This window comes from Spirillospora sp. NPDC048824 (assembly GCF_043198455.1).
Lineage (GTDB): Bacteria > Actinomycetota > Actinomycetes > Streptosporangiales > Streptosporangiaceae > Spirillospora.
Genome location: NZ_JBICUS010000004.1, coordinates 257560 through 282861 on the forward strand (window position 1 = coordinate 257560; position 25302 = coordinate 282861).

The window sequence follows — 25302 nt, forward strand, 5'->3', positions numbered from 1 at the left end:
GCGATGAGTACGGCAAGTTAGCGACGGTCCGGAGGCCGCACCCCCGGACCGAGTAGGGAGTGCAGTGGCCAAGGTCCGGGTTTATGAACTCGCCAAGGAGTTCGGTGTAGAGAGCAAGGTCGTCATGGCCAAGCTCCAGGAAATGGGCGAGTTCGTACGGTCGGCGTCCTCCACGATTGAGGCGCCGGTCGTTCGTAGGCTGACAGAAGCCTTCTCCAATTCTTCTTCCCCCAAGCAGGGGGACAAGCGCGCGGCGCCGAAGCGATCTTCGGCTCCGCGCCCCGCCGCGCCACGCCCGGGTCCGCCCGGCGGCGGCGCAGCCGATTCCCAGGGTGGACGCCCGCAGGCCCCGAGGCCCGCGGCGCCGCGCCCGTCCACGCCCAAGCCCAGCCCGGCCGCGCCGGGCGGCCAGGGCGGGCCGGGCGGCGCCCCGAAGCCGGGCCCGCGCACGCCGGTCCCGCCGGCGCCGGGCACCCCGGTGGACGCGCCCGCGGCGCAGGGCCCGAGCGCCCCGCCCGCGGCCGGTCCCGCCGGTCCCGGCGGTGTCGCCGAAGGTACCGGCAGCCGCGCGCCGGGCGGCCCGAAGCCGGGTCCCCGCGCGCCCAAGCCGGGCCCGCGTCCCGCCCCCCGCCAGGGCGGCGGAGGCGGCGGCCGTGGCCCCGGCGGCCCGCGTCCGGGCAACAACCCGTTCAGCTCGACCAACACCGGCATGGGCCAGTCGCCCAAGCCGGGCCCGCGTCCCGGCCCGCGTCCGGGTGCCGAGCGTCCCGACCGCGGTGACCGTCCCGGCGGCGACCGCGCCGGCGGGCCGCGTCCCGGCGGCGGCCGTCCCGGTCCCGGCCCCGGTCCCGGCGGCCCCCGTCCGAGCCCCGGCGGCAGCATGCCGCCCCGGCCGGGCGGTCCGCGTCCGAGCCCGATGAACATGCCGTCCTCGCGGCCCGCGGCGCCTGGGCGCGGCGGTCCCGGTGGCGGCGGCGGTGGCCGTGGTCCCGGCGGCGGCGGGCGTGGTCCCGGTGGCGGCGGCCGCGGTCCGGGCGGCGGCGGCCGTCCCGGTGGCGGCGGCGGCTTCGGCGGCCCCCGCGCGGGTGCCGGCGGACGGCCGGGCGGCGGCTTCGGTCCCCGTCCCGGTGGCGGCGGCCGCGGCCGCGGCGGCACGCAGGGCGCGTTCGGCCGGCCCGGCGGACGTCCCGCGCGCGGCCGCAAGTCGAAGCGGGCGCGTCGTCAAGAGTTCGAGAACATGCAGGCGCCCGCCGTCGGCGGTGTCTCGGCTCCGCGCGGCCACGGCAAGACCATCCGGCTGCCGCAGGGCGCGTCCCTGACCGACTTCGCCGAGAAGATCGGCGCCAACCCGGCGTCGCTCGTGGCGATCATGATGCACCTCGGCAAGATGGTCACCGCGACCCAGTCCGTCGACCCCGACGACCTGCAGGCGCTCGGGCTGGAGCTGGACTTCGACGTCCAGGTCGTCAGCCCCGAGGACGAGGACCGCGAGCTCCTCGAGTCGTTCGACATCGAGTACGGCGAGGACGAGGGCGGCGAGGAGTACCTCCAGTCCCGTCCGCCGGTGGTCACCGTCATGGGCCACGTCGACCACGGCAAGACCAAGCTGCTGGACGCCGTCCGGCACGCCAACGTGCAGGCGGGCGAGGCCGGCGGCATCACCCAGCACATCGGCGCCTACCAGGTCGAGACCGTGGTCGACGGCGAGGACCGCAAGATCACCTTCATCGACACCCCGGGTCACGAGGCGTTCAGCGCCATGCGGGCCCGCGGTGCCGACACCACCGACCTGGTGGTGCTGGTGGTCGCCGCGGACGACGGCGTCAAGCCGCAGACCACGGAGGCGATCGACCACGCCACCGCGGCCGGGGTCCCGATCGTCGTCGCGGTCAACAAGATCGACGTCGAGGGCGCTGACCCGAACCGCGTCCGGGCCCAGCTGACCGAGTACGGCCTCGTGGCCGAGGAGTTCGGCGGCTCGACCCAGTTCGTGGACGTGTCGGCCAAGCAGCGCGACAACATCGACGGGCTGCTGGAGGCGATCGTCCTGACCGCCGACGCCGAGCTCGACCTGAAGGCCAACCCCGAGATGCCCGCCCAGGGCTCGGCCATCGAGGCCCACCTGGACAAGGGCCGGGGCGCCGTGGCGACCGTGCTGGTGCAGCGCGGCACGCTGCGGGTCGGCGACTCGATCGTCTGCGGTGTGGCCAACGGCCGCGTCCGGGCGATGCTCGACGAGAACGGGAACAACGTCGAGGAGGCGGGCCCGTCCCGTCCGGTGATGGTGCTCGGCCTCGCGGCCGTGCCCGGCGCGGGCGACAACTTCCTGGTCGTCGACGACGACCGGGTCGCCCGGCAGATCGCCGACAAGCGGGTGGCGCGCAAGCGCAACGCCGAACTGCTCAAGAGCCGCAAGAGCAGCTCCCTCGAAGAGCTGTTCAAGGACCTCGAGCGCGGAGAGCGCGACGAGCTGCTGCTCATCCTCAAGGGTGACGTGTCCGGTTCGGTCGAGGCGCTGGAGGACTCGCTGCTCAAGATCGACGTGGGCGACGAGGTCAACCTGCGGATCATCCGCCGCGGCGTCGGCGCGATCACGCAGAACGACGTCAACCTCTCGGTGGCGTCCGAGGGTGCGGTCATCATCGGCTTCAACGTGCGGCCCGAGCGCAACGCGCAGGAACTGGCCGACCGCGAAGGCGTGGACATCCGGTACTACTCGGTCATCTACCAGGCGATCGACGAGATCGAGGCGGCCCTCAAGGGCATGCTCAAGCCGGAGTTCGAGGAGGCCCAGCTCGGCACCGCGGAGATCCGCGAGATCTTCAAGGTGCCGCGGATCGGCAGCGTCGCCGGCTCGATGGTCACCTCGGGGATCATCCAGCGCAACGCCAAGGCCCGCATCGTCCGCGACGGCGTCGTGGTCGCCGACAACCTCACGGTGTCGTCGCTGCGCCGCTTCAAGGACGACGCGACCGAGGTCCGCGAGGGCTTCGAGTGCGGTATCGGCGTCGGGTACAACGACATCAAGCTCGGCGACGTCATCGAGTGCTTCGAGATGCGGGAGAAGCCCCGCATCTGAGGCACGTGCTCGAGCGGCGTGCACGTCCGCGCGGTCCCGGTTCCGCCGGGGCCGCGCGGACGGCCGGCTCGACGCCGTCCGGGCTCGCCCGGGCCGCCGAGCCGGCGATGTGATCGTTTAATCAGGTGACATGACGCCAGGCGGATCTTCTAGCCTGGCGTCTGTCATGTCCGGCCCCGTCCGCGACGCCCGGTCCGTCCGGCCGTGCGCGGCGGTCGCGGACCGGGAACACGGCGGGTGACCACCGTCGTTTCATCTTCTGAGGATCCCGAGGTGATCGACCAGGTGTACGTGGGTGCGCTGAAGCTGGACCTGCTGCTGGGGGACGTCCGCTCGCTGAAACAGAAGCGGTCGATCCTGCGGCCCATCATCGCCGAGGTGCAGAAGCACTTCCCGGCGGTGGCCGTCGCCGAGACCGGCGACAACGACCTGCATCGCAGGGCGGAGATCGGGGTGGCGGTGGTGTCGGGCACCGCGGCCAACTGCACCCAGGTGCTCGACCGGTGCGAACGGCTGGTTGCCGGGCGCCCGGAGATCGAGCTGCTGTCCGCGCGGCAGCGGCTTTTCCATGATGAGGACTGAGGGCGCGGTCTTCCCCGCACAATGAGAAGTGCGGGGTCAGTCCTCACGTAGACCATAGAAAGGGAGTGCGATCATGGTGGACGCAGCTCGGGCGCGTAAGCTCGCCGACCGCATCCAGCAGATCGTGGCCGAGATGCTGGAGAGGCGGATCAAGGATCCGCGGCTCGGCTTCGTGACCGTGACGGACACCCGCATCACCAACGATCTGCGCGACGCGACCGTCTACTACACGGTGTACGGGTCGGACGGCGAGCGCGCCGAGACGGCCGCCGCGCTGGAGAGCGCCAAGGGCGTCATCAGGTCGGAGGTGGGCAAGCAGACCGGTGTCCGGCACACGCCCAGCATCACCTTCGTCATGGACTCCCTGATGGAGAACGTCGCGCACATCGACGACCTGCTCGCCAAGGCCCGCGCCAGGGACGCCGAGGTCGCGAGGGCGGCCCAGGGCGCGTCCCCGGCGGGTGACGCCAACCCCTACCGCGAGGCCGAGGCCGAGGCCGGCGACGACGACGTCGCTGGCGAGGACGTGGACGGCGCGGACTTCGGCGGGCACGACGCCGCGGGGGACGGTGAGGACGGCCGTTCCGGACGCCCGTCATCGTGAGCGGGCCGGAGAGGCGTGCGGAGGCGCCCGGCGCCGGGCGGCCGGAGGAGTGCCTGCTGCATGACGTGGACGGGCATTCCGCGAGCGGCCACGACATCGTGCCGCGCGGCGGGGGTGCCGTGCGCGGCGGTGGACCGGCCGCCCCCGCCCCGCCGGACGGCTCGGCGGGCGGGCTGGAGTGGGACCGGGCGGTCGAGCTGATCCAGGAGGCCGGGGAGGTCTGCCTCGCCTGCCACATCGCCCCGGACGGAGACGCGCTCGGCTCCATGCTGGCGCTGGCGCAGGCACTGCGCACACTCGGCAAGCGCTGCCTGGCGTCGTTCGGTGAGCCGTTCACGGTGCCGGAGATCCTGCGGTTCCTGCCGGGCCAGGAGATGCTGGTCGAGCCCGCCCGGATGCCCGCGGCCCCCGACCTGATGATCTCGCTGGACGCGGCCGGGCAGGCGCGGCTCGGCTCCCTCGCCGAACCCGCCGGACGGGCCGGTGCGCTGATCGTGGTCGACCACCACGCGTCCAACACCGGGTTCGGCGGGGTGCGGCTGGTCGACCCGGACGCCGCCGCCACGGCGGTGCTGGTCGAGGAGCTGATCCGCAGGCTCGGCGTCGAACTGGACCGCGACATCGCCCAGGGCCTGTACGCGGGTCTCGCCAGCGACACCGGCTCGTTCAAGTACCCGTGCACGACCGCCGAGGTCCATGACCTGGCGGGACGGCTGCTGACGGCGGGCGTCCGGCCGGAGGCGGTGAGCCGGGAGCTGTGGGACCGGGCGCCGTTCGGGTACCTGCAGGTCCTCGCGGGCGCGCTGGCGCGGGCCCGGCTGGAACGCGACGCCGCCGGCGGCCGCGGCCTGGTCTGGACGACGATCGCGCGCTCGGACCGCGATGCCCGCGACGTCCACTACGACCAGCTCGAAGGCGTCATCGACCAGCTCAGGCGCACCGACGAGGCCGAGGTCGCGGTCGTGTGCAAGGAGAACGACGGCGGCGAGTGGTACGTCTCCACCCGCTCGAAGGGCTCGGTCGACGTCGGCCGTGCCTGCGTCGAGCTCGGCGGGGGCGGGCACCGCACCGCCGCCGCGTTCACCATGGGCGGGGAGCCCGCCTGCATCATCGACCGGTTGCGCGCCGCGCTGCGCGTCCCCGGCGAACACGACGACTGATCTTTCGGAGCGAGCGTGGACAACTCGGACAACTCGGGGCTCGTCATCGTGGACAAGCCGGCCGGCTGGACGTCGCACGACGTGGTCGGCCGGATGCGGCGGCTGGCGGGGACACGGCGCGTCGGGCACGCGGGCACGCTGGACCCGATGGCGACCGGCGTCCTGGTCCTCGGGGTCGGCAAGGCCACCCGCCTGCTCGGGCATCTGGCGCTGACCGAGAAGGGCTACGACGCCACGATCCGGCTGGGCGAGTCGACCAACACCGACGACGCCGAGGGCGAGATCACCGCGTCGGCGTCCGCCGCGGGGGTCGCCGACGAGGCGCTGCGCGCGGGGATCGCGGCGCTGACCGGGCCGATCCGGCAGGTTCCGCCGCAGGTGAGCGCGATCAAGGTGAACGGGGAGCGGGCGTACAAGATGGCCCGCAAGGGCGAGGAGGTCGCACTCGCCGACCGCCCGGTGACCGTGCACGCCTTCACCGTCAGCGGCGTCCGGCGGCACGGTGAGGTGATCGATGTGGACGCGTCGATCTCCTGCTCGTCCGGTACCTACATCCGTGCGCTGGCGCGGGATCTCGGCGCGTCCCTCGGCTGCGGGGGCCATCTGACGGCGCTGCGCCGCACCCGTGTCGGGCCTTACGATCTCGCCATGGCGCGGACACTGGACCGGCTCGCCGAGAAGCTGGAGATCCTGCCGATGGGCGAGGCCGTCGCGGCCGTGTTCCCGCGGCGGGACGTGTCGGACGACGACGCCCGCAAGGTCGCGCATGGCGGGCGCCTCCCGGCGGCGGGATTGGGGCCGGGCCCGGTGGGCGTTTTCGGGCCCGACGGGTCGCTGCTGGCGCTGGTCGAGGAGAAAGGGCAGGTCGCCAAGCCCATCGCCGTTTTCGTGTCCTGACTTCCGATGGCCTGGACTGGACACGACGGGCGTCCGTGGCGAGCATCACCAGTTGTAGGCGGTGCGGCCGAACCTACGGACGCGTAACCTACGTAGCCGTAGGTTCCTTGGGTAGGAGGTGTCCGTGACCACTGTGAACGATCATCCCCCGGTGTCGTCCCCCACCCGTCCGCGGCTGCGCGGCTGGCTGCACGTCGGCGCGTTCCCCGCGGTGCTGGTCGCCGGGCTCGTGCTCGTCGCGCTCGGCCCGACCGTGCAGGCGCGGCTCGCGTCGGCGGTATACGTGGCGACATCGGCGATGCTGTTCGGGATCTCGGGGACCTACCACCGGCAGACCTCGCACCGGCTGATCGAGATCCTCCGCCGCTTCGACCACGCCAACATCTATCTGATCATCGCCGGGACGTACACGCCGTTCGCCGTGCTCGCGCTTGACGGCGGCGTGCGCGTCGCCGTCCTGGTCACCGTGTGGACGGGTGCCCTCGCCGGCGTCCTCTTCCGCACCATGTGGATCGGCGCGCCACGCGCGCTCTACGTGACCCTCTACATCGTTCTCGGCTGGGTGGCGGTGTTCTTCCTGCCGCAGTTCCTGTCCGGTGCCGGCCTGGCCGCCTGCCTCATGGTCGCGGTCGGCGGAATCTGCTACAGCGCCGGGGGAGTGGTGTACGGACTGCGCCGCCCCAACCCCTCCCCGCGCTGGTTCGGCTTCCACGAGGTCTTCCACGCCTGTACCCTCGCCGCCTACATCCTGCAGTACATCGCGGTGTCGTTCGTCGTCTACCAGTCCGGCTGACGGGTGCGGTGCCGGTCAACCCCCCTGGGTGCGACGCCCCCCGCACCCGCATGGCACTCTTAGGACGACAGCAACCGGGCAGGCACGTCCTACGCAGGGAGAGAATGGTGCGGCGCTGGAATGGCCTCGACGAGGTTCCCGCAGACTGGGGCCGTTCAGTGATCACGATCGGTGTCTTCGACGGTGTGCACCGCGGCCACCAGCGGATCGTCGGCGCCGCGGCCCAGGAGGCCCGCCGCCGCGGCCTGCGCTCGGTCGTCATCACCTTCGACCCGCACCCGGACGAGGTCGTCCGGCCCGGCACCCATCCGCCGCTGCTCGCCGGCACCAAGCGCCGCATCGAGCTGCTGGAGGGCCTCGGGACCGACGCGGTCGTGGTCGTGCCGTTCACGCTGGAGCTGTCGAAGGTGGCGCCGGACGAGTTCGTCCAGTCCGTCCTGGTGGACCGGCTCCACGCGGCCCACGTCATCGTCGGCGAGGACTTCCGGTTCGGGCACAAGGCCAAGGGCGACGTCGCGCTGCTGCGCGAGCTCGGCGAGAAGTACGACTTCACCGCCGAGGGCGTGCCGCTGGTGGCCGACGGCGGGACGATCTCGTCCACCCACATCCGCGGGCGGCTCGACGCGGGCGAGGTCGACGCGGCGGCGCGGGCGCTCGGCCGGCCGCACCGCGTCGAGGGCATCGTCGTGCGCGGTCACCAGCGAGGCCGCGCGCTCGGCTTCCCCACCGCGAATCTGGAGACGCTGCCGCACACCGCGATCCCCGCCGACGGCGTCTACGGCGGCCGGCTGGTCTGCGACTCCGAGCGCTACCCGGGCTTCAGCTGGCCGGCCGCGATCTCCATCGGCACCAACCCGACGTTCGAGGGCGCGGGGGAGCGGACGGTCGAGGCCTACGCGCTGGACCGTGACGATCTGGAACTCTACGGCGAGCACATGGCCGTCGACTTCACCGCCCGCGTCCGTGACACGCTGAAGTTCGACTCCGTCGAGGCCCTGGTCGACCGGATGCACCGGGACGTGGACAAGATCCGCGAGATCACGTCCTAGCCCAGGGAAACCTCAGCCGTCACGCGGGCGCGCCACCTGACCGGTGGGGCGAAGCCGAAGGCGAGCCCCACCGGGAAGATCGCGAAGCGCTTCGCGCCCGCACGAGACCGGTCAGGGTGCGAGCCGCCAGGCGAGCACCCTGGGCCGGGCTTGCAGCCAACATGGTACGGTGAATAGTCGCCGGGAAGGGCCCCGGCGCGGCTGGCTGCACCCTCATGCGGCCCGCCAATCTCTAGAGCACGCACCATGCGGACCCGTGCGCCCTCCGGGCCCCGGATCTGCGGGTGTCGATTCCATCGAAGGAGCCACGTGTCGCTCGACACCGCCACGAAGAACCAGATCATCGCCGAGTACGCGACCACTGAGGGTGACACCGGATCCCCGGAGGTCCAGGTCGCGCTGCTGACGCGCCGCATCAACGATCTGACGGAGCACCTCAAGGAGCACAAGCACGACCACCACAGCCGCCGCGGCCTCCTGCTGCTGGTCGGCCGTCGTCGCCGGCTCCTGAAGTACCTGAGCAACAAGGACATCAACCGCTACCGGCAGCTGATCGAGCGACTCGGCCTGCGCCGCTAGGACGGTGAGGGAGTGGCCCGCCGGGCCACTCCCTTCGTTTATGACCGGCGGGCCCGCCACGGGCCGCCGGCCATGCCGGGGCCCGGCCGGACGGGCCGGCCGCCGGCACCAGGCCGCCCCGGCCCCGAGGCCGCGGGCGGGCCACAACTGCAGACAAGCCTCGCGGACACCGCTGGTGCGGGCCGGTCCTCGGTAGTGGCTTCCGGATCCGTTCCGCCGCATCGGCGAGATCTCGATCCGGGTGCTTCGATCGAAGACCGGCAGCGTGCAAGACCACGGGAAACGGCCGCGAGGACCGACATTGGAACCCTGAGGAGGTTTCCCGTGACAGAAGCCGTGCGCATCGATGGTGCGCAGAGCACCGAGGCCGTGATCGACAACGGCACGTTCGGTACCCGCACCATCCGCTTCGAGACGGGCCGGCTGGCCCGCCAGGCCGGCGGCTCGGCCGTCGCCTACCTCGACGACGACACGATGGTGCTGTCGGCGACGACCGCGTCCAAGAAGCCCAAGGAGAACCTGGACTTCTTCCCGCTGACCGTCGACGTCGAGGAGCGGATGTACGCGGCCGGGCGCATCCCCGGCTCGTTCTTCCGCCGGGAGGGGCGTCCGTCCGAGGACGCGATCCTGACCTGCCGGCTGATCGACCGGCCGCTGCGCCCGTCGTTCACCAAGGGCCTGCGCAACGAGATCCAGGTCGTCGAGACGATCATGGCCCTGCACCCCGACCACCTGTACGACGTGGTGGCGATCAACGCCGCCTCGCTGTCCACGCAGCTGGCCGGCCTGCCGTTCTCCGGCCCGATCGGCGGCGTCCGCGTGGCGCTGATCGAGGGACAGTGGGTCGGCTTCCCGACCCACCCCGAGCTGGAGCGCGCCACCTTCGACATGGTGGTCGCCGGGCGGGTCCTCGAGGACGGCGACGTCGCGATCATGATGGTCGAGGCGGAGTCCACCCGCGACACCCTGAAGCTCGTCGGTGAGGGCGCGACCGCGCCGACCGAGGAGACCGTCGCGGAGGGCCTGGAGGCGGCCAAGCCGTTCATCAAGGTCCTGTGCAAGGCGCAGAGCGACCTCGCCGCCGTCGCCGCCAAGGAGACGGCCGAGTACCCGATCTTCCTGGACTACCAGGACGACGTGCTCGCCGCCGTCACCGACGCCGTCAGCGGCGACCTGGCGCAGGCGCTGACGATCGCCGGCAAGCAGGAGCGCGAGACCCGGTTGGACGAGATCAAGGCCGCCGCCGCGGACAAGCTGGCCGAGACGTTCGAGGGACGCGAGAAGGAGATCTCGGCCGCGTACCGCGCCGTCACCAAGAAGCTGATCCGCGAGCGGGTCGTCCGCGACGGGCTCCGCATCGACGGCCGCGGGCTGAAGGACATCCGCCAGCTGACCGCCGAGGCGCACGTCGTCCCGCGCGTGCACGGCTCGGCGCTGTTCGAGCGCGGCGAGACCCAGATCCTCGGCGTGACGACGCTGAACATGCTCCGCATGGAGCAGATGATCGACACGCTGAACCCCGAGCGCACCAAGCGCTACATGCACAACTACAACTTCCCGCCGTACTCCACCGGTGAGACCGGCCGGGTCGGCTCGCCCAAGCGCCGCGAGATCGGGCACGGCGCGCTCGCCGAGCGCGCCATCCTCCCGGTGCTGCCGACCCGCGAGGAGTTCCCGTACGCGATCCGGCAGGTGTCGGAGGCAGTCGGGTCCAACGGGTCCACCTCGATGGGCTCGGTCTGCGCGTCCACCATGTCGCTGCTGGACGCGGGCGTCCCGCTCAAGCAGATGGTGGCGGGCATCGCGATGGGCCTGATCAACGAGGGCGACGAGTACGTCACCCTCACCGACATCCTCGGCGCCGAGGACGCGTTCGGCGACATGGACTTCAAGGTCGCCGGCACCCGTGACCTCATCACCGCGCTGCAGCTGGACACCAAGCTCGACGGCATCCCCGCCTCGGTGCTGGCGGCCGCGCTGAAGCAGGCCAAGGGCGCCCGGCTGGCGATCCTGGACGTGATGCAGGAGGCCATCGAGGCGCCCGCCGAGATGAGCCCGAACGCGCCGCGGATCATCACCATCAAGGTCCCGGTCGACAAGATCGGCGAGGTCATCGGCCCCAAGGGCAAGATGATCAACTCGATCCAGGACGACACCGGCGCCGACATCACCATCGAGGACGACGGCACCATCTACGTCGGCGCCACCGACGGCCCGTCCGCCGAGGCCGCGCGGCAGGCGATCAACTCGATCGCCAACCCGCACATGCCGGAGGTCGGCGAGCGGTTCCTCGGCACCGTCGTCAAGACGACCACGTTCGGCGCGTTCGTGTCGCTGCTGCCCGGCAAGGACGGCCTGCTGCACGTCTCGCAGATCCGCAAGCTGCACGGCGGCGCGCGGATCGAGAACGTCGAGGACGTGATGGGCGTCGGCGAGAAGATCCAGGTGGAGGTCACCGAGATCGACCAGCGCGGCAAGCTGTCGCTGGTGCCGGTCGAGGTGGTCGAGCGCGAGGCCGACAACAGCGGTCCGGGCGACGGCGGCGCCGCGCCGGACGCGTCCGCCGAGTCCTCGGACGGCGACGACGGTGAGCGCCGGGAGCGGCGCGACGACGGTGAGCGCCGCCCGCGCCGCCGCCGCACCCGCCGCGGCGACGACTCCGGTCAGCGCAACTCCTGACCCTCGGCTATGACCGGCCGGCCCGCCCGCGGAGGGCGGGCCGGCCGGCCGCTCTCCAACCACGGAATGTGAGCGACACGTGACCCTGCCGGCGAGGGCGCAGGAGCCCGGCACCACCACCACGATCCACACCGAGGGCGCCGGAGCGGTACGCCGCACCGTCCTGCCCGGGGGGCTGCGCATCATCACGGAGGCGCTGCCGACCGTGCGGTCCGCCGCGTTCGGCATCTGGTCGGCGGTCGGCTCCCGCGACGAGGCGCGCGCCGACGCCGGCGCGAGCCACTACCTGGAGCACGTGCTGTTCAAGGGCACGCGGCGGCGGTCGGCGCTGGAGATCTCCGCGGCGGTCGACGCGGTCGGCGGCGACCTCAACGCGTTCACCGCCAAGGAGTACACCTGCTACTACGCGCGGGTCCTGGACTCCGACCTCCCCCTCGCCGTCGACGTGGTGTCCGACATGGTCGCGGCGTCGGTGAACCGCCCCGAGGACGTCGAGGCCGAGCGCGGCGTGATCCTCGAAGAGATCCACATGCGCGACGACGACCCCGGCGACCTGATCCACGACGAGTTCGCCACCGCGCTGTACGGCGACACCCCGCTCGGACGTCCCATCCTCGGCACCGAGGACTCGATCAACACGCTGTCCCGGGACCGGATCCACGGCTACTACCGGGAGCACTACGTCCCGTCCAACCTGGTGGTTTCGGTGGCGGGCAACATCGACCACGACGAGGTCGTCCGGCTGGTGTCCCGCGCGTTCGAGGGGTATCTGACCGGCGACGCCGCGCCCGCCGCGCCGCGCCTGGACGGTGCGCCCGCGCCCATGGACCCGCGCAGCGTCGTGATCGACAAGGACACCGAGCAGGCCCACATCATCCTCGGCGGCGCCGGCGTGTCCCGTACCGACGACCGCCGATTCGCGCTCGGCGTGCTGAACGCGGCGCTCGGCGGCGGCATGTCGTCCCGGCTGTTCCAGGAGATCCGCGAGAAGCGCGGCCTGGCGTACTCGGTGTACAGCTACACCGCCCAGTACGCCGACTCGGGCATCTTCGGCGTCTACGCGGGCTGCCAGCCCGCCAAGGCCGAGGAGGTCCTGTCGATCTGCCGCGACGAGGTCGGCAAGGCCGCGGCCGAGTGCCTCACCGAAGAGGAGCTGGAGCGCGGCAAGGGGCAGCTGCGCGGCGCGATGGTCCTCGGCCTGGAGGACACAGGTTCCCGCATGAGCCGCATCGGCAAGAGCGAGCTGGTCTACGAGTCGCTGCTGGCGGTGGACGAGGTACTGGCCCGCATCGAGGCCGTCACGCTGGACGACGTCCGCGAGGTCGCCCGCGAAGTCCTCGCCGGCCCGCAGGCGCTCACCGTGATCGGCCCGGTGGGGGACCGCGACTTCACCGCCTGAGCCGTTCCGCCGCCCGAATCGTTACGCCGCATCGATCGCCAAACCGCCGCACTTCAGGTAGACCTTCGCAGGTGAAGATCCTTATCAGGCTTGTCATCTGCGCGATCGCCCTGTGGGTGGCCGAGGCCGTCCTGGACGGCATCGAGCTGACCGCCGGCGGCACGGCTGAGCGGGTGCTGACGCTACTCGCGGTCGCGGCCATCTTCGGCGTCGTCAACGCCGTCCTCAAGCCGCTCATCAAGGTACTGGGCTGCGCGTTCTACGTCCTGACCCTCGGCCTGTTCGCGCTGGTGGTGAACGCGGGCCTGCTCATGCTGACGAGCTGGGTGGCGGGGGAACTGGACCTGCCGTTCCACGTCGACTGGTTCTGGCCGGCGTTCTGGGGCGCGATCATCGTCGGCGTCGTCAGCTGGCTGCTCAACCTGTTCGTCTCGGACGACGACTGAGACCCGGTCTTGTCGAGCGGACTGAGGTCCGTTAATCTCCGGAGAAGTAACCGGACTCTAGTCCGCATGCTTCTCCGAGAGGACCCCCATGTCACGCCTGCTGCACATCTCCGCGTCCCCCCGAGGCGCCGCCTCCGAGTCACTGGCGATCGCGGAAACGTTCGCGGACGCCTACCGCGAGACCTACGGCGACGTCATCGACCACTACGACCTCTGGGACGGCACCCTCCCCGCGTTCGGCCCGGCGGGAGCCGGCGCGAAGATGACGGTGTTCGCGGGCGACGACCCGGCGGGGGAGCAGGCCGCCGCCTGGGAGGCCGCGCGGGCCGTCTTCGAGCGCTTCGACTCCTACGACCGCTACCTGTTCAGCGTCCCCATGTGGAATGCCGGCGTCCCCTACATCCTCAAGCAGTTCATCGACGTGGTCTCCCAGCCCGGGTGGGTCTTCTCCTTCGACCCGGACGGCGGCTACACCGGCCTCCTGCGCGGCAAGAAGGCCGCCGTCGTCTACACCAGCGCCGTCTACGGCGAGGGCCGCCCGCCCGCGTTCGGTACCGACCACCAGGCGCCTTTCCTGGACGGCTGGCTCCGCTGGGCCGGGGTCACCGACCTCAGCACCGTCACGTTCCGCCCCAACCTCGCCACCGCCGACGCGGAGACGGACCGCCGGACCGCGCACGCCGACGCACGCGAGCTGGGCAAGCGCTTCTGACGATAGGCTCGGGCGGGACGCCAACCGGGAGGAACACGTGATCAAGGTCGGGGTGCTGGGGTCGCGGGGCCGCATGGGCGCCGAGGTGTGCCGCGCGGTGCAGGGGGCCGGCGACACGGAACTCGTCGCCGCCGTCGACCAGGGCGACGCGCTCGACGCGCTGGCCGCCGCCGAGGTCGTCGTCGACTTCACCCACCCCGGCGTCGTCATGGACAACCTCAAATGGTGCGTCGAGCACGGCCTGCACGCCGTCGTCGGCACCACCGGCTTCCACCCGTCCCGCCTCGACACCGTGCGTTCCTGGCTGACCGACGACTCGGCCGGGAACGTCGTCATCGCCCCGAACTTCGGCATCGGCGCCGTCCTGATGATGCACTTCGCGCAGAAGGCCGCCCCGTTCTTCGAGTCCGTAGAGATCGTCGAGACCCACCACCCGAACAAGGCCGACGCCCCGTCCGGCACCGCCTACCGCACCGCCGAGCTGGTGTCCGCCGCCCGCGCCGAGGCCGGCGTCACCGGATCCCCGGACGCCACGACCTCCGAGGTCGACGGCGCCCGCGGCGCCGACGTGGACGGCGTCCGCGTGCACGCCGTCCGTCTCTCCGGCGCCATCGCCCACCAGGAGGTCGTCCTCGGCGGCCACGGCGAGATCTTCACGATCCGGCACGACTCGATGGACCGCGAGTCGTTCATGCCGGGCGTCCTGCTCGCCGTCCGCAAGGTCCCGGAACTCGACCGCCTCACGCTCGGCATCGAGACCCTCCTCGGCCTCTGATGGACTTCGCCGGCGACCCCTGGGACTACCTCGCCGCCTCCGAGGCGATCGACATCGAGCACCCGCTCGTCCAGTCGATCGCCGCGGAACTGCGCACCGGCGACGACATCGCCTACGCCCACGCGGCCTTCGATCACGTCCGCGACGAGGTCGCCCACTCCATGGACGCCGGTGACACCCGCGTCCCCTGGCGCGCCTCCGACGTCCTCGATCAGCGCACCGGCCTCTGCTACGCCAAGTCGCACGCCTACGTCGCCCTCCTGCGCGCGGGCGGCGTCCAGGCGGGCCTGTGCTACCAGCAGTCGTCCGGCATTCTGCACGGCCTCACCGCCGCGTTGGTCGACGACCGCTGGGTCTACCTCGACCCCCGAGGCAACAAGCCGGGCGTGGACGTCCGGTTCTCCCCCTCGGAGGACCGCCTCGCCTACCCCGGCGACCCGATCCACCCCACCGTCTACGCGGCCCCGCCCGAAGCCGTCCTGGAGGGCCTCAAGGCCATGCCGCGCCCCTCAGCGCTGCCCGCCACCCTCGAATGACCCTCCGCCCCGCACCACGCGCCCACCACGACCGTGTCGTCGTCGTTGGCGACTGGTGGGGCCGCGAAGTCCACCGTTCCCCGGGGATCAGCCGAGGAGGGTGAGGTCCAGGGCGGCGAGGCGGGCCGGGTCGGCGAGGATGTCGATTTCGGCGACTCTGCCGTCCACGATCGTGAAGGACAGGACGGACCTCGGACGGCCGTCGGCGACGCTGACGATCCCGGCGGTGCCGTTGACCAGCGCCGGGTACGTCTCGCCCGCCGTCTGGCGGAACATGAGCGCCTGCCCCGCCACCGCCGCCGCGCCGTGGATCTCCCTCCAGCCGTCCGCGCCCTGGTCGGCGCGCAGGACCACGTCGGGGGCGAGGACGGCGACGAGTGCCTCGAAGTCGCCGTCCTGCGCGGCGGCCCTGAACGCGTCGACGACCTCGCGCTGGCGTGCCGGGTCGCGTTCGGGGTCCGGCGCCGTTCCGCGCACCCGGCGGCGGGCGCGGCTGGCCAGTTGCCGTGCGGCCGCCGGGGACCGTCCCACGATCGGGGCGATGTCGTCGAACGGCACCCCGAACGTGTCGTGCAGCACGAACGCGAGCCGCTCGGGGGGGGTGAGGGACTGCAGGACCACCAGGAGGGCCAGCCCGACCGAGTCGGCCATCAGCGCCTCGTACTCCGGATCGGCGCCGCCGGCGGGACCGATGATCGGGTCCGGGAGGCGTTCCTCCAGGGGGTCCTCGCGGCGTGAGGTGCGCGAGCGCAGCATGTCCAGGCAGACCCGGCCGACGACCGTGGTCAGCCAGCCGCCCAGGTTCTCGATGTCGCCGGCGTCCGAGCGGCTGAGCCGCAGCCATGCCTCCTGGACGGCGTCATCGGCCTCGGCGAGCGAGCCGAGCATCCGGTAGGCTACCGCCTTCAGGTGGGTGCGGTGCCCCTCGAACCGCTCGGCCAGAAAGTCGCGCTCGTCCATCGTGTCCCCTCGGTCAGGTAGGTCATACCACTGACGGATCGGACTCCCGGGATGTGACGGGGCTTGTGCGCGCATGCGGGCGGGCTTAGCGTTCGGCGGATGGATGCCAAGCTCGCGCGGGACATGTGGAAGGCCATCGAACCGCTGCACGCGGTGACGTACTTCGCGGAGGAGTGCCGGACGGCCAACAAGGAGGCCGGGCTCAAGGGCTACTGGATGGGGTACTTCGGCAGCCGGGGCGCGCCGCTCGGAGCCGCGTCGGCCGGGACGATCGAGGCGACGTTCTTCGGGTTCCATCCGGCGCGGGTGCGGCGGGCCGTCCCGGACGCGTGGGATTTCGCTTCGCCGGAGACCATCCTGCGCGTAAGGAGTGAGGCCGCGGCGCGGGCCATGCGCAGGGCCTTCCCCGGGATCGAGGACGTGGCGGTGACCGCGGGGCCGCGGTTGCGGCAGGTCGTGCTGGCGGCGGACGCGGCGGGGCGTCCGCTGTTCGCGGCCAACCGGGACCTGCCCGTCCCCGAGGACCCCGTGGAGGCGCTCTGGCAGGCGACCACCGCGCTGCGGGAACACCGCGGGGACGGACACGTCGCCCTGCTCACCGGGGAAGGACTGAACGGGCTGGAGGCGAACGTCCTGGCGTCGGCCGTCGGGACCGTCCAGGCGGAGTGGCTGCGGGAGAGCCGCGGCTGGTCGCAGGAGGAGTGGGACGTGGCGGCCGGTGCGCTCACCGAGCGGGGGCTCTTGGAGCGAGGAGAGGCCACCGAGGAGGGACGTGCCTTCAGGGCGCGCATCGAACGGCGCACCGACGAACTCGCCGCGCCCCCGTACCGCGTCCTGGAGGAACCCGAGGCGATCTACGAGTCGCTCGTGCCCGCAGCGAAGGCGCTGGCGGACGAGATGCCGTTCCCCAACCCGATCGGCCTTCCCCGCGTCGGGTGATGCCCGCCCCAGCGGTGCGGGCGGGGTGACGAAGCCGCGGCCACGCGCCCTCGACGGCGTCATCGGGTGTCGGCGAGCGGCCGATCATTCCGGCGGACCGCTCGCCTTCACGCGGGTGCAGGTGCGCCTAGACCCCCTGCCAGGGCTCCCAGTCGCCGGTGGGGATCTCCAGGCCGAACGGCTCGGGCAGCTTGACCGGCTCCCCGAAGTCCCAGGTCACGGCCTCCCGGTACTCGCCGGTGGCGGTGTCCGGATCGGTGAACAGCGTCGTCCGCGCCGCCTGGGGATCACGATCGACCAGCAGGTAATGGGGGATCCCCACACGGGCGTAGCCGTTCCACTTGGTCGATCTGAACCGCTTTTTCCCGGGCAGCCGATCATCTGACACGGTGCTGGGCGAGGTCACCTCTAGCACGAGCTGGAGGTGCTCCGGGAGGGCCTTCTTGAGCTGCGCCCGGCGTGTCCGGGCGGCGACCTCCTTGTCGAGGATGCACAGATCCGGTATGTAGCCGTCGTGGATCTCGCTGAGGTTGACGTCCTGGGTCGCGATGCAGCGCCACCGGAACGACGCATCCCCGATGCGCGCCGCGGCGACGGCATCGGAGATGTCCTGGACGATGAAGTTGTGAGCCATGTCCGGCCCTGGTGACACGATGATCTCCCCACCGACGATCTCGACTCGGGTGCCGTCGTGGGGGAGATCCAGTACGTCGGCGAGCTCGTCCCGCGTCCAGAGGTTGTAGGGGGTGTCGGGGAGCTCGCGGTGGTGATGAACAGTGGCAAGTGTGCTCACTTTTGGTGATTCCTCCATCACGCTCGGCTCCCGTCACCATAGAGGACCGTGAGTAGTCAGCGTACCCGGATTCAGTGACCCCGTTGGGGAGTGGCGAAACCGTGCTTGTGGAACAGCTTCTGCGCGGCCGGGGTGACCAGCCACGACACGAACGCGTTCGCGGCCTCCTCGTGGTCGCCGTCCCGGACGGCCGCGGCGGGGAAGGCCGCGGTGACGTTCAGGTCCGCCGGGATCGGGACGCTGCTTGCGGCGACCCCCGCCGAACGCAGGTCGGTGATGTAGACGATCCCCGCGTCCGCCTCGCCGGCGCGCACCAGGTCCAGGACGGCCCGCGCGCTGATCACCTCGGAGTTCCAGTGGACGGTCAGGCCCGCCTTGGCGAGGACCTGGCGGGTGTAGCGGCCGACCGGGACGGTCCCGCCGCCGACCACCACCCGCAGCCCCGGCCGCGCCAGGTCGTGCAGCCCGCGGATGCGGTGGGGATTGCCGGGGCCGACGGCGATCGTGAGCGAGTTGTGCGCGACGGTCCGGCGGCGTTCCGCCAGGTCATCGCCGGCTTCGTCCAAGCTCGCCCGGTCCGCCGTCACCAGGACGTCGCCGGGGTCGTGGCCGGACAGCCGGTCGGCCATCTCGGGCGTGGCGCCGAACTCGAACCGCAGCCTGACGCCGGGGTGCGTCTGGGTGTAGGCCGTCCCCATCTCGCCGAACACCTCCTTCAGCGACGAGGTCGCCAGGACGGTGAGCGTGATCGGCTCGGGCGAGCCGCCGCAGCCCGCACCGAGGCCGGGCAGGACGAGTGCGGCGAGGAGCGCGGACGCGCGGAGCCGCCGCCGACGGGGGGAATCGGGCATATGGCCTCATCCTAGGGTCGGGGTGCTTTCGCTCCCGTGATTCGACCTGGCGTGTCAGTGGGCCGCACTAGTGTTTGCGGCAACTGGAGATCACGTCCCGGAGGCCCGACGATGTCCCTCGACCTGATGGAAATGCTGCCCGGTGACTGGCGGGAGCGGCTCGACCCGCTGCTCGACCCGCCGGCCACCGCCGCGCTGGGCGCGTTCGTCGCGGGGGAGTACGAGACGCAGACCGTCTACCCGCCGCGCGAGGACCTGTTCAGCGCGTTCCGGCACTGCCCGTTCGGTGGCGCCCGCGTCCTGATCCTCGGGCAGGACCCCTACCACGGCCCGGGCCAGGCGCACGGGCTCAGCTTCAGCGTGCGCGACGGGGTGCGGCTGCCGCCGTCGCTGCGCAACATCTACAAGGAACTGGCCACCGACCTCGACGTTCCGGTCACGGCGTCCGGCGACCTCACCCGGTGGGCCGACCAGGGCGTCCTGCTGCTGAACGCGGTGCTGACCGTCCGCGGCGGCGAGGCGGGCTCGCACGGCGGCAAGGGCTGGGAGGACTTCACCGACGCCGCGATCCGCGCGCTCAACGACAAGACCGACCGCGTGGTGTTCGTGCTGTGGGGCGCCTACGCCCGCAAGAAGGCACGTCTCATCACGGGGGCGCAGCACACCGTGATCGAGTCCGCGCACCCGAGCCCGCTCAGCGCGAAGAAGTTCTTCGGGACGCGCCCGTTCAGCGCCGTGAACAAGGCCCTCGTCGATGCGGGCCTCCCCGAGATCGACTGGGGACCGGAGGCCCGCGCGAACTGAGAGCGAAAGGCCCGGCGCCGGGCCCGTCGGTGTGGTTCCCCCGTGCGGGGGAGGCGTGGCGGGGTTTTCGTCCTGCGGCGGGAAGCGGTGCGCGGGCGGCGCCCGGCATCGTCGGGTCCATGACCGTTACAGCTCAGCCGTTCACGGGGCGGACGCGGATCGCGCGCGGTGGTCCCGGCCGTCTCCGACTGGTCGTCTGCGCGGCGACCATCGCCGCGTGCGTCCCCTACCTGACCATCAAGATCGCGTGGCTGTCCGGCAGCACGGTCGGGTGGAACGACACGGACGCGGCCAAGGAGTCCGCGCTCTACGTGGGCAACGCGATCACGATGGGCATGGACGCGATGGCCGTCGCCGTCGCGCTGGCGTTCACGTTCCGCTGGGGCATGCGCATCCCGGCGTGGCTGGTGCTGATGCCGATCTGGGTCGCCGCCGGGCTCCTCGCGCCGATCGTCCTCGCCGTGCCGCTGGGCAGCGTCCTCCAGGTGCTCTTCTCCTCGGAGCCGTTGAGCGCGTCCGGCGGCGCGCTCCAGGGCTGGGTGTACGGGGTCGTCTACACGGGCTTCACGGTGCAGGGTCTCGGACTGCTCGCCGCCTTCGTCCTGTACGCGCGGCACCGGTGGGCCGATGTCTTCACCGTCCGTACCAGGGACGTCCCCAAGGGCGCGACCCATCGGGTGCAGGCGCTCCTAGCCCGTGCGGCGGGTGTTCTCGCCGTTCTTTTCGCCGTCGTCCACCTCTTCTGGGCGTTCGGTGGGACGGCGGGTCTCACCGCCGAACAGGTCGATCACCGGAACGTTGTCCAGCACCTGGTCGACGGGACGGCGGCCCTGCTGGCGCTCGCCGGCGCGACGGCCCTCCTGGTGATCGTCCAGCGGGCCGGCCGTCCGGGGCGGTTCGTGGTCCCGCTGGCGGCGGCGTGGGTCGGGGCCGCCGCCACGTTCGCCTGGTCCCTGTACGGGCTCCTGGTGACGCTGAGCCACCCGGGGTTCCTGGACGGGGAGTCCACGGCGGCGCTCGACCTGACGGCGCTCTGCGGCGTGCTCGCGGGCGTCCTCATGGGCGTGACCGGCGCCTTCCTGCTCGCCGAGAGGGACGCTCAGAGCGCCAGGCCGATCGCCAGCAGCACCCCGTAGGCGATCTGGAGGCGGCCGGTCTCGCCCAGCACCGGGATCAGGTCGGGGCCGGTCGCGCCGTCCAGCACCTTCCGCGTGGGCGGCAGCGACAGCGGCGCCGCGAGCAGTGCGATCAGCACCCACGGGTGCGGGGCGGCCAGCGCCAGGACGAACATGAACGGCAGCGCGGTGCACGCCGCGTACAGGATCCGGGTCCAGGGGCCGCCGAGCAGCACGGCAAGGGTTCGTTTGCCCGCCTCGCGGTCGGTGGGGATGTCGCGCAGGTTGTTGGCGACGAGCAGCCCGCAGGCCAGCAGCCCGATCGGTACCGCCGCCGCCCACGCCTCCCACGGCAGCCCTTCGACCTGCACGTACACCGTGCCGACGACGGCGACGAGGCCGAAGAAGACGAAGACGGACACCTCGCCGAGCGCCCGGTAGCCGTACGGCGTCTTGCCGCCCGTGTAGAACCAGGCCGCGAGGATCGCCACCGCGCCGACCAGCAGCAGCCACCAGGTCGTCACGGCGGCGAGGACCAGCCCGGCCACGGCTGCGGCGAGGAAGCTGCCGAGTGCGGCGGCGAGCACCTGCCCGGGCGGCGCGGCCCTGGAACCGACGAGGCGGAGCGGGCCGACGCGGTCCTCGTCGGTGCCGCGGACGCCGTCGCTGTAGTCGTTGGAGTAGTTCACCCCGATCTGCAGGACGAGGGCGACGAACGCGGCCAGCGCGGCGCGCCACCAGACGGCGTGGCCCTCACCCGCGGCGACGCCGGTGCCGACGACGACGGGAACGAGGGACGCGGGCAGGGTGCGGGGCCGGGATCCGGCGACCCATTGGGAGAGCGTGGCCACAGTCACCGCTTGTTTCGTTGGACGACAGGGGGGCTAGTGCTTCGATTCTTCCCCATGGTCACCGCCGGGGCGGAGGCGCATCGACATCGCGAGTCCGAGCGCGAGGATCACCGCGGTGGTGAGCGAGGCGTGCCTGGTGGCGACGGCGAGGCTCTCGTCCGCGGCGCGGGCCGTGTCGGCCGTCCGGGGATCGGCGTGCAGGTCGCGACCGAACGTACCGGCGCTCTCCCGCAGTTCGCGGGCGACGGCGGCCTGCTTGTCGGGCGGGAGCGAGGAGCCCGACAGCCGGTCGGTCATCGTGTGCCCGAGGCTGGTCGCGAACACCGTCCCGATGGCGGCGATGCCGAGCGCCGCGCCGATCTGCCGGGCCGTGGACTGAGTCCCGGACGCCTGCCCCGACTGCTCCGGCGGGACGTCCGCCAGCGACACGTTCGTCAACTGCGCCGAGGTCAGGCCGAGGCCCACCCCGTACAGCAGCATCCACGGCGCGAGCCCGAGCCCGCCGGTGGTCGCCGACACCGTGAGGCCCAGCGCGACGACCGCGGCGACCTCCAGGACCATGCCGATCTGCACGACCCGGTGCGCGCCGCGCCGGTTCGCGAGCCTGCCCGCGTATCCGCCGGCCAGGAACGCGCCGGCGGCGAGGGGGAGGATCGCCAGGCTGATCTGCAGCGGGCTCGTGCCGTGCACGCCCAGCAGGAACAGCGGCAGGACGAACAGCAGCCCCAGTTCGCCGACGTTGATCAGGGCCGACGCCAGGTTCCCGCGGCGGAAGTTCGGGATCCGGAACAGATCCAGGTCGAGCATCACCGCGCGCCCGGCGGCCGCCCGGGACCGCTCCACGACGATCAGCGCCGCGATCAGCACGGCGGCGAGGGCGAGGACGACGGGGACCGGCGACGGCCCGGACTCCGGCCAGTCGAACCCGGCCATCGTGAACGGGCGTGTAGGGGTCCACCAGCCGTACGTCTGACCCTCGATGATCCCGCACACCAGTGCGCCGAGACCGAGCGCGGACAGCAGCCCGCCGGGCCAGTCGATCTCGCGCCGAACGCTCCCGGACCGGAACAGGAAGGCCAAGCGCGGCCTGTCCTTGGAGAGGGCGGCCGGGTGGGGGCTGCGGGACCGCGTCTCGGGCATGAGTGCGAGTGCGGCGGCGGCCAGGGCGATGCCGAGCGGCAGGTTGACGCCGAACGCCCAGCGCCAGTCGCCCGCGGTGGCCAGCGCCCCGCCCGCCAGCGGCCCGAGAGCGGCCATGCCGCTGATCACCGACCCCCAGATCCCGAACGCGACGGCGCGCTCCCGCCCGGTGAAGACGGCGTTCACCGTCGACAGCGCGGCCGGCAGGATCATCGAGGCGCCGACGCCCTGCAGGGCACGCGCGCCGATCAGCGCCGAGCCGTCGCCCGCCAGCGCGGCGGCGACGCTCGCCGCCGTGAACACCGCCATGCCGGCAACGAACATCCGGCGCCGCCCGAACAGGTCGCCCGCCCGGCCGAACGGGATCAGCAGCGCGGCGAACACCAGCGCGTACACCGAGGTGACCCACTCGGCGTCCGTGGTCGTCAGGCCCAGATCGGTGATGATCAGGGGCAGCAGCACGCCCACGATCGTGGCGTCCACGACGATCAGGGAGACGCCCAGGCTCATGACGACCATGCCCAGCCGGCGGCGGCGGCCGGCGGCGGGCGCCGCCGCGGAGGCGCGCGGCGGCGTCAGAGAGGTGGATTCGGGCACGACTTCAAAGATATGGCCGCGACCCCCGTGCCCTTCACCGACCCCGGGCGAACGCCCTAGTCGATGCTGATGTCGGTGTGCAGCCGGATCTGCCGGACGGGCTCGCCCATGTCGAGGGTGCGGGCCGTCCCGTCGGGGGCCCATCCGGCGGAGGCGAGGAACGTCCGGGTGACCTCGTCGTCCTCGAAGGCCCAGGTGATCAGGGTGCCGAACCCGTCCTCGCGGAGGAGGTCGGCGGTGGCGGCGAGCAGCCTGCTGCCGTGCCCGGCGCGGGCGTGCATCGGGTCGACCAGCAGCGTGATCAGTTCGGCCGAGCCGCCGGAGTCCAGGTCGGGGTCCTCGGCGGGGCCGTGCGCGGCGAATCCGACGACGAGGTCGGACGCGACCGCGACGAGCAGCCGGTGCCGGGGGCTCGGCGGCGCCGCCGCGGCCTCCGCCCACCGGTCGCGCCACGCCTCCGCGGCGTCCGGCCCGGTCACCCGTTCGAGGACGCCCGCCGGCAGCAGGTCGCGGTAGCCCTGCCGCCACGCCCGCACCTGGATGTCGGCGACGGCGGCGGCGTCCGCCCGCCGTGCGGGCCGCACTCCGACATCGGCCATTGCGTCGCACGTCCTCTCGTCCGGAATCACCGCCCACCCTAGCGAGCGGTGCGGATCACGCCGTCGGCGGACGGCGGCGCGCCCGGTAGGCGCGGGTCTTGGTGCGGTTTCCGCAGGTGCTCATGGAGCACCAGGCGCGGGACCGGTTCTTGGACGTGTCCAGGAACGCCCAGCGGCAGGTGTCCTCCTGGCAGACCTTGAGCCGTGGCCAGGTCCCGGCGGCGACGGAGCCGGTGATCGCGGCGGCGATGCGGGCGAGGCCGGCGGCGGCCGTCGCGGGCGGGTCGAGAGGGACGAGCGCGGGACGCGGTCCGGTGAACGTGAGCCGCAGGGGCAGTGCGGCGAGGGCGTCGTCCAGGTCGTCGGGGAGTTCGGCGCCGCGGGGGCCGTGGTTGGCGGCCATGGCCTCGCGGAGCCCTTCGCGCAGCGCGACCGCGGTGGCCAGGTCGGCGCCGGTGGCCTCGGTGTCCGCGGGGACGAGCCGGCGGCCGGCCAGCCACGCGGTGAGCCGGGCGGGCGTCGGGATCTCGTCCACGGCGGGCTCGACGTCGTAGGTGTTGACGAAGTCCCTCAGCAGCAGCGCGGGGTCCTCGTGAGCGTCGGTCATCACCCCTCCTGGCTGTCCGGTGAGCAGTCTACCAAGATGCAACACCGGCATTCGGTTTTGACTGGTTGCACTTCTTCGACACCAGCGTTACGGTTTAGATGGTGTCAACGAACGGGAGGGCGACATGAAGGAGCTGCCGTACCTGGCGGCGCTGGCCGTGCGGCACGAATGGGCCGGGCATGAGTACGCGCGGCTGCACGCCGACATCGTCGAGGCGCGGCTCATCGCCCGCGCGCGGTCCATCGAGCGCGCCGCCCGATGGCGGGCGTCGCTCCGTGACCGGCTCGGCGGACTGCGCCCGCCGCGCCGCCGCCGGCCCGCGCCCTACTGCGCGCGCGCCGCCGCACGCTCGGCGAACGCCGTCCGGATGGCGGGTGGTGTGCGATGACCGGCGTCAGCCCGAAGGTGAGCCACATCGTCATCGACTGCACCGACCTGGACGCCATGGCGGCGTTCTGGGGAGGGCTGCTCGGCATGAGGACGACGGACGCGACCGACGACTGGATCGACCTGGAGCCGATCGGCGGAACCGGGCCCGTCCTGTCGTTCCAGCTGGTCCCGGAAGGGAAGACGATCAAGAACCGGATTCATCTGGACCTCGACGTCCCCGACATCCGGCCCGCCGGCGAGCGCGCGGCGAGCCTCGGCGCGACCCCGGCCACCGGCCCGATGGGCAATCCCGCGTCCCCCTTCCGGGTCTGGCGCGACCCGGAGGGCAACGAGTTCTGCTTCTGCACGCAGCCGTGACGGGCGCCG

General features: G+C 72.3%; 26 protein-coding genes. 19 read left to right on the forward strand and 7 right to left on the reverse strand.

Features of this window, described 5'->3' with window-relative positions:
• Positions 1 to 64: 64 nt before the first annotated feature.
• From infB to ACGFIS_RS10355, 14 genes are all read left to right on the forward strand, one after another.
• Positions 65 to 3079, forward strand: a complete 3015-nt coding sequence (gene infB / locus ACGFIS_RS10290; RefSeq protein ID WP_392901947.1) for a translation initiation factor IF-2 — start codon at positions 65 to 67, stop codon at positions 3077 to 3079.
• A gap of 273 nt (positions 3080 to 3352) precedes the next feature.
• Positions 3353 to 3661, forward strand: a complete 309-nt coding sequence (locus tag ACGFIS_RS10295) for a DUF503 domain-containing protein (RefSeq protein ID WP_358450811.1) — start codon at positions 3353 to 3355, stop codon at positions 3659 to 3661.
• Between the two features lie 73 nt (positions 3662 to 3734).
• Positions 3735 to 4265, forward strand: coding sequence for a 30S ribosome-binding factor RbfA (gene rbfA, locus ACGFIS_RS10300; RefSeq protein WP_392901950.1), 531 nt, complete (start codon positions 3735 to 3737; stop codon positions 4263 to 4265).
• On the forward strand, positions 4262 to 5425 hold the full coding sequence (locus ACGFIS_RS10305; protein ID WP_392901952.1) for a bifunctional oligoribonuclease/PAP phosphatase NrnA: 1164 nt from the start codon (positions 4262 to 4264) through the stop codon (positions 5423 to 5425). Before rbfA ends, ACGFIS_RS10305 begins: the two co-directional genes overlap by 4 nt.
• A gap of 15 nt (positions 5426 to 5440) precedes the next feature.
• On the forward strand, positions 5441 to 6322 hold the full coding sequence (truB, locus tag ACGFIS_RS10310) for a tRNA pseudouridine(55) synthase TruB (RefSeq protein ID WP_392901954.1): 882 nt from the start codon (positions 5441 to 5443) through the stop codon (positions 6320 to 6322).
• A 124-nt stretch (positions 6323 to 6446) separates the two neighbouring features.
• Entirely contained in the window at positions 6447 to 7115 is a 669-nt protein-coding gene (locus ACGFIS_RS10315) for a hemolysin III family protein (protein ID WP_392901956.1), read from the forward strand.
• A gap of 107 nt (positions 7116 to 7222) precedes the next feature.
• The gene (locus tag ACGFIS_RS10320; protein WP_392901958.1) at positions 7223 to 8164 is read left to right on the forward strand and encodes a bifunctional riboflavin kinase/FAD synthetase; all 942 of its coding nucleotides are present in this window, start codon (positions 7223 to 7225) and stop codon (positions 8162 to 8164) included.
• Between the two features lie 309 nt (positions 8165 to 8473).
• Positions 8474 to 8743, forward strand: coding sequence for a 30S ribosomal protein S15 (rpsO, locus tag ACGFIS_RS10325; protein ID WP_021599383.1), 270 nt, complete (start codon positions 8474 to 8476; stop codon positions 8741 to 8743).
• Positions 8744 to 9085: 342 nt separating this feature from the next.
• Complete coding sequence (locus ACGFIS_RS10330; protein ID WP_392902857.1) at positions 9086 to 11422, forward strand: polyribonucleotide nucleotidyltransferase; 2337 nt, start codon at positions 9086 to 9088, stop codon at positions 11420 to 11422.
• Between the two features lie 79 nt (positions 11423 to 11501).
• Entirely contained in the window at positions 11502 to 12821 is a 1320-nt protein-coding gene (locus tag ACGFIS_RS10335; RefSeq protein WP_392901961.1) for a M16 family metallopeptidase, read from the forward strand.
• A 71-nt stretch (positions 12822 to 12892) separates the two neighbouring features.
• Complete coding sequence (locus ACGFIS_RS10340; RefSeq protein WP_392901963.1) at positions 12893 to 13267, forward strand: phage holin family protein; 375 nt, start codon at positions 12893 to 12895, stop codon at positions 13265 to 13267.
• An 88-nt stretch (positions 13268 to 13355) separates the two neighbouring features.
• Positions 13356 to 13979, forward strand: coding sequence for an FMN-dependent NADH-azoreductase (locus ACGFIS_RS10345; protein WP_392901964.1), 624 nt, complete (start codon positions 13356 to 13358; stop codon positions 13977 to 13979).
• A 37-nt stretch (positions 13980 to 14016) separates the two neighbouring features.
• Positions 14017 to 14754 carry a 4-hydroxy-tetrahydrodipicolinate reductase gene (gene dapB, locus ACGFIS_RS10350; RefSeq protein ID WP_392970257.1) on the forward strand — a complete coding sequence of 246 codons (738 nt, stop codon included), beginning with the start codon at positions 14017 to 14019 and terminating at the stop codon, positions 14752 to 14754.
• Complete coding sequence (locus ACGFIS_RS10355; RefSeq protein ID WP_392901968.1) at positions 14754 to 15290, forward strand: transglutaminase family protein; 537 nt, start codon at positions 14754 to 14756, stop codon at positions 15288 to 15290. The genes dapB and ACGFIS_RS10355 overlap by 1 nt, the downstream gene beginning before the upstream one ends.
• Positions 15291 to 15377: 87 nt before the next feature.
• Here ACGFIS_RS10355 and ACGFIS_RS10360 read toward each other — a convergent pair whose 3' ends face one another.
• Positions 15378 to 16250, reverse strand: a complete 873-nt coding sequence (locus ACGFIS_RS10360; protein ID WP_392970261.1) for a sigma-70 family RNA polymerase sigma factor — start codon at positions 16248 to 16250, stop codon at positions 15378 to 15380.
• Between the two features lie 99 nt (positions 16251 to 16349).
• Here ACGFIS_RS10360 and ACGFIS_RS10365 point away from each other — a divergent pair, with 99 nt between their 5' ends.
• Entirely contained in the window at positions 16350 to 17189 is an 840-nt protein-coding gene (locus ACGFIS_RS10365) for a hypothetical protein (RefSeq protein WP_392901972.1), read from the forward strand.
• Between the two features lie 127 nt (positions 17190 to 17316).
• Here ACGFIS_RS10365 and ACGFIS_RS10370 read toward each other — a convergent pair whose 3' ends face one another.
• Both ACGFIS_RS10370 and modA read right to left on the reverse strand, forming a co-directional pair.
• Positions 17317 to 17982: a Uma2 family endonuclease gene (locus ACGFIS_RS10370; RefSeq protein ID WP_392901974.1), complete on the reverse strand. Its 666-nt coding sequence runs from the start codon at positions 17980 to 17982 to the stop codon at positions 17317 to 17319.
• Positions 17983 to 18053: 71 nt separating this feature from the next.
• Positions 18054 to 18833 carry a molybdate ABC transporter substrate-binding protein gene (modA, locus tag ACGFIS_RS10375; RefSeq protein WP_392901975.1) on the reverse strand — a complete coding sequence of 260 codons (780 nt, stop codon included), beginning with the start codon at positions 18831 to 18833 and terminating at the stop codon, positions 18054 to 18056.
• 111 nt (positions 18834 to 18944) lie between these two features.
• Between modA and ACGFIS_RS10380 the strand changes: the two genes are divergently transcribed.
• Together ACGFIS_RS10380 and ACGFIS_RS10385 are read left to right on the forward strand one after the other, a co-directional pair.
• Complete coding sequence (locus ACGFIS_RS10380; RefSeq protein WP_392901977.1) at positions 18945 to 19637, forward strand: uracil-DNA glycosylase; 693 nt, start codon at positions 18945 to 18947, stop codon at positions 19635 to 19637.
• A 119-nt stretch (positions 19638 to 19756) separates the two neighbouring features.
• Positions 19757 to 20773, forward strand: coding sequence for a hypothetical protein (locus ACGFIS_RS10385; RefSeq protein ID WP_392901979.1), 1017 nt, complete (start codon positions 19757 to 19759; stop codon positions 20771 to 20773).
• On the opposite strand, the gene ACGFIS_RS10390 is transcribed toward ACGFIS_RS10385, so the two are convergent.
• Genes ACGFIS_RS10390 through ACGFIS_RS10405 form a run of 4 tightly spaced genes read right to left on the reverse strand, consistent with a single transcriptional unit; the run spans position 20737 to position 24546 of the window.
• Positions 20737 to 21603 (reverse strand): 1,4-dihydroxy-2-naphthoate polyprenyltransferase, encoded by an 867-nt coding sequence (locus tag ACGFIS_RS10390; protein WP_392902860.1) that lies wholly within the window; start codon positions 21601 to 21603, stop codon positions 20737 to 20739. The two genes, ACGFIS_RS10385 and ACGFIS_RS10390, sit on opposite strands and share 37 nt — an antisense overlap.
• Before the next feature lie 33 nt (positions 21604 to 21636).
• Complete coding sequence (locus tag ACGFIS_RS10395; protein ID WP_392901981.1) at positions 21637 to 23340, reverse strand: MFS transporter; 1704 nt, start codon at positions 23338 to 23340, stop codon at positions 21637 to 21639.
• Between the two features lie 56 nt (positions 23341 to 23396).
• A complete protein-coding gene (locus ACGFIS_RS10400) occupies positions 23397 to 23939 on the reverse strand; it encodes a GNAT family N-acetyltransferase (RefSeq protein ID WP_392901984.1) in 543 nt (180 codons plus the stop codon).
• Between the two features lie 55 nt (positions 23940 to 23994).
• Positions 23995 to 24546, reverse strand: a complete 552-nt coding sequence (locus ACGFIS_RS10405; RefSeq protein ID WP_392901986.1) for a CGNR zinc finger domain-containing protein — start codon at positions 24544 to 24546, stop codon at positions 23995 to 23997.
• A gap of 124 nt (positions 24547 to 24670) precedes the next feature.
• On the opposite strand from ACGFIS_RS10405, the gene ACGFIS_RS10410 reads away from it, so the two are divergent.
• Both ACGFIS_RS10410 and ACGFIS_RS10415 read left to right on the forward strand, forming a co-directional pair.
• Entirely contained in the window at positions 24671 to 24934 is a 264-nt protein-coding gene (locus ACGFIS_RS10410) for a hypothetical protein (protein ID WP_392901988.1), read from the forward strand.
• Positions 24931 to 25293, forward strand: a complete 363-nt coding sequence (locus ACGFIS_RS10415; RefSeq protein WP_392901990.1) for a VOC family protein — start codon at positions 24931 to 24933, stop codon at positions 25291 to 25293. Before ACGFIS_RS10410 ends, ACGFIS_RS10415 begins: the two co-directional genes overlap by 4 nt.
• Positions 25294 to 25302 lie beyond the last annotated feature (9 nt).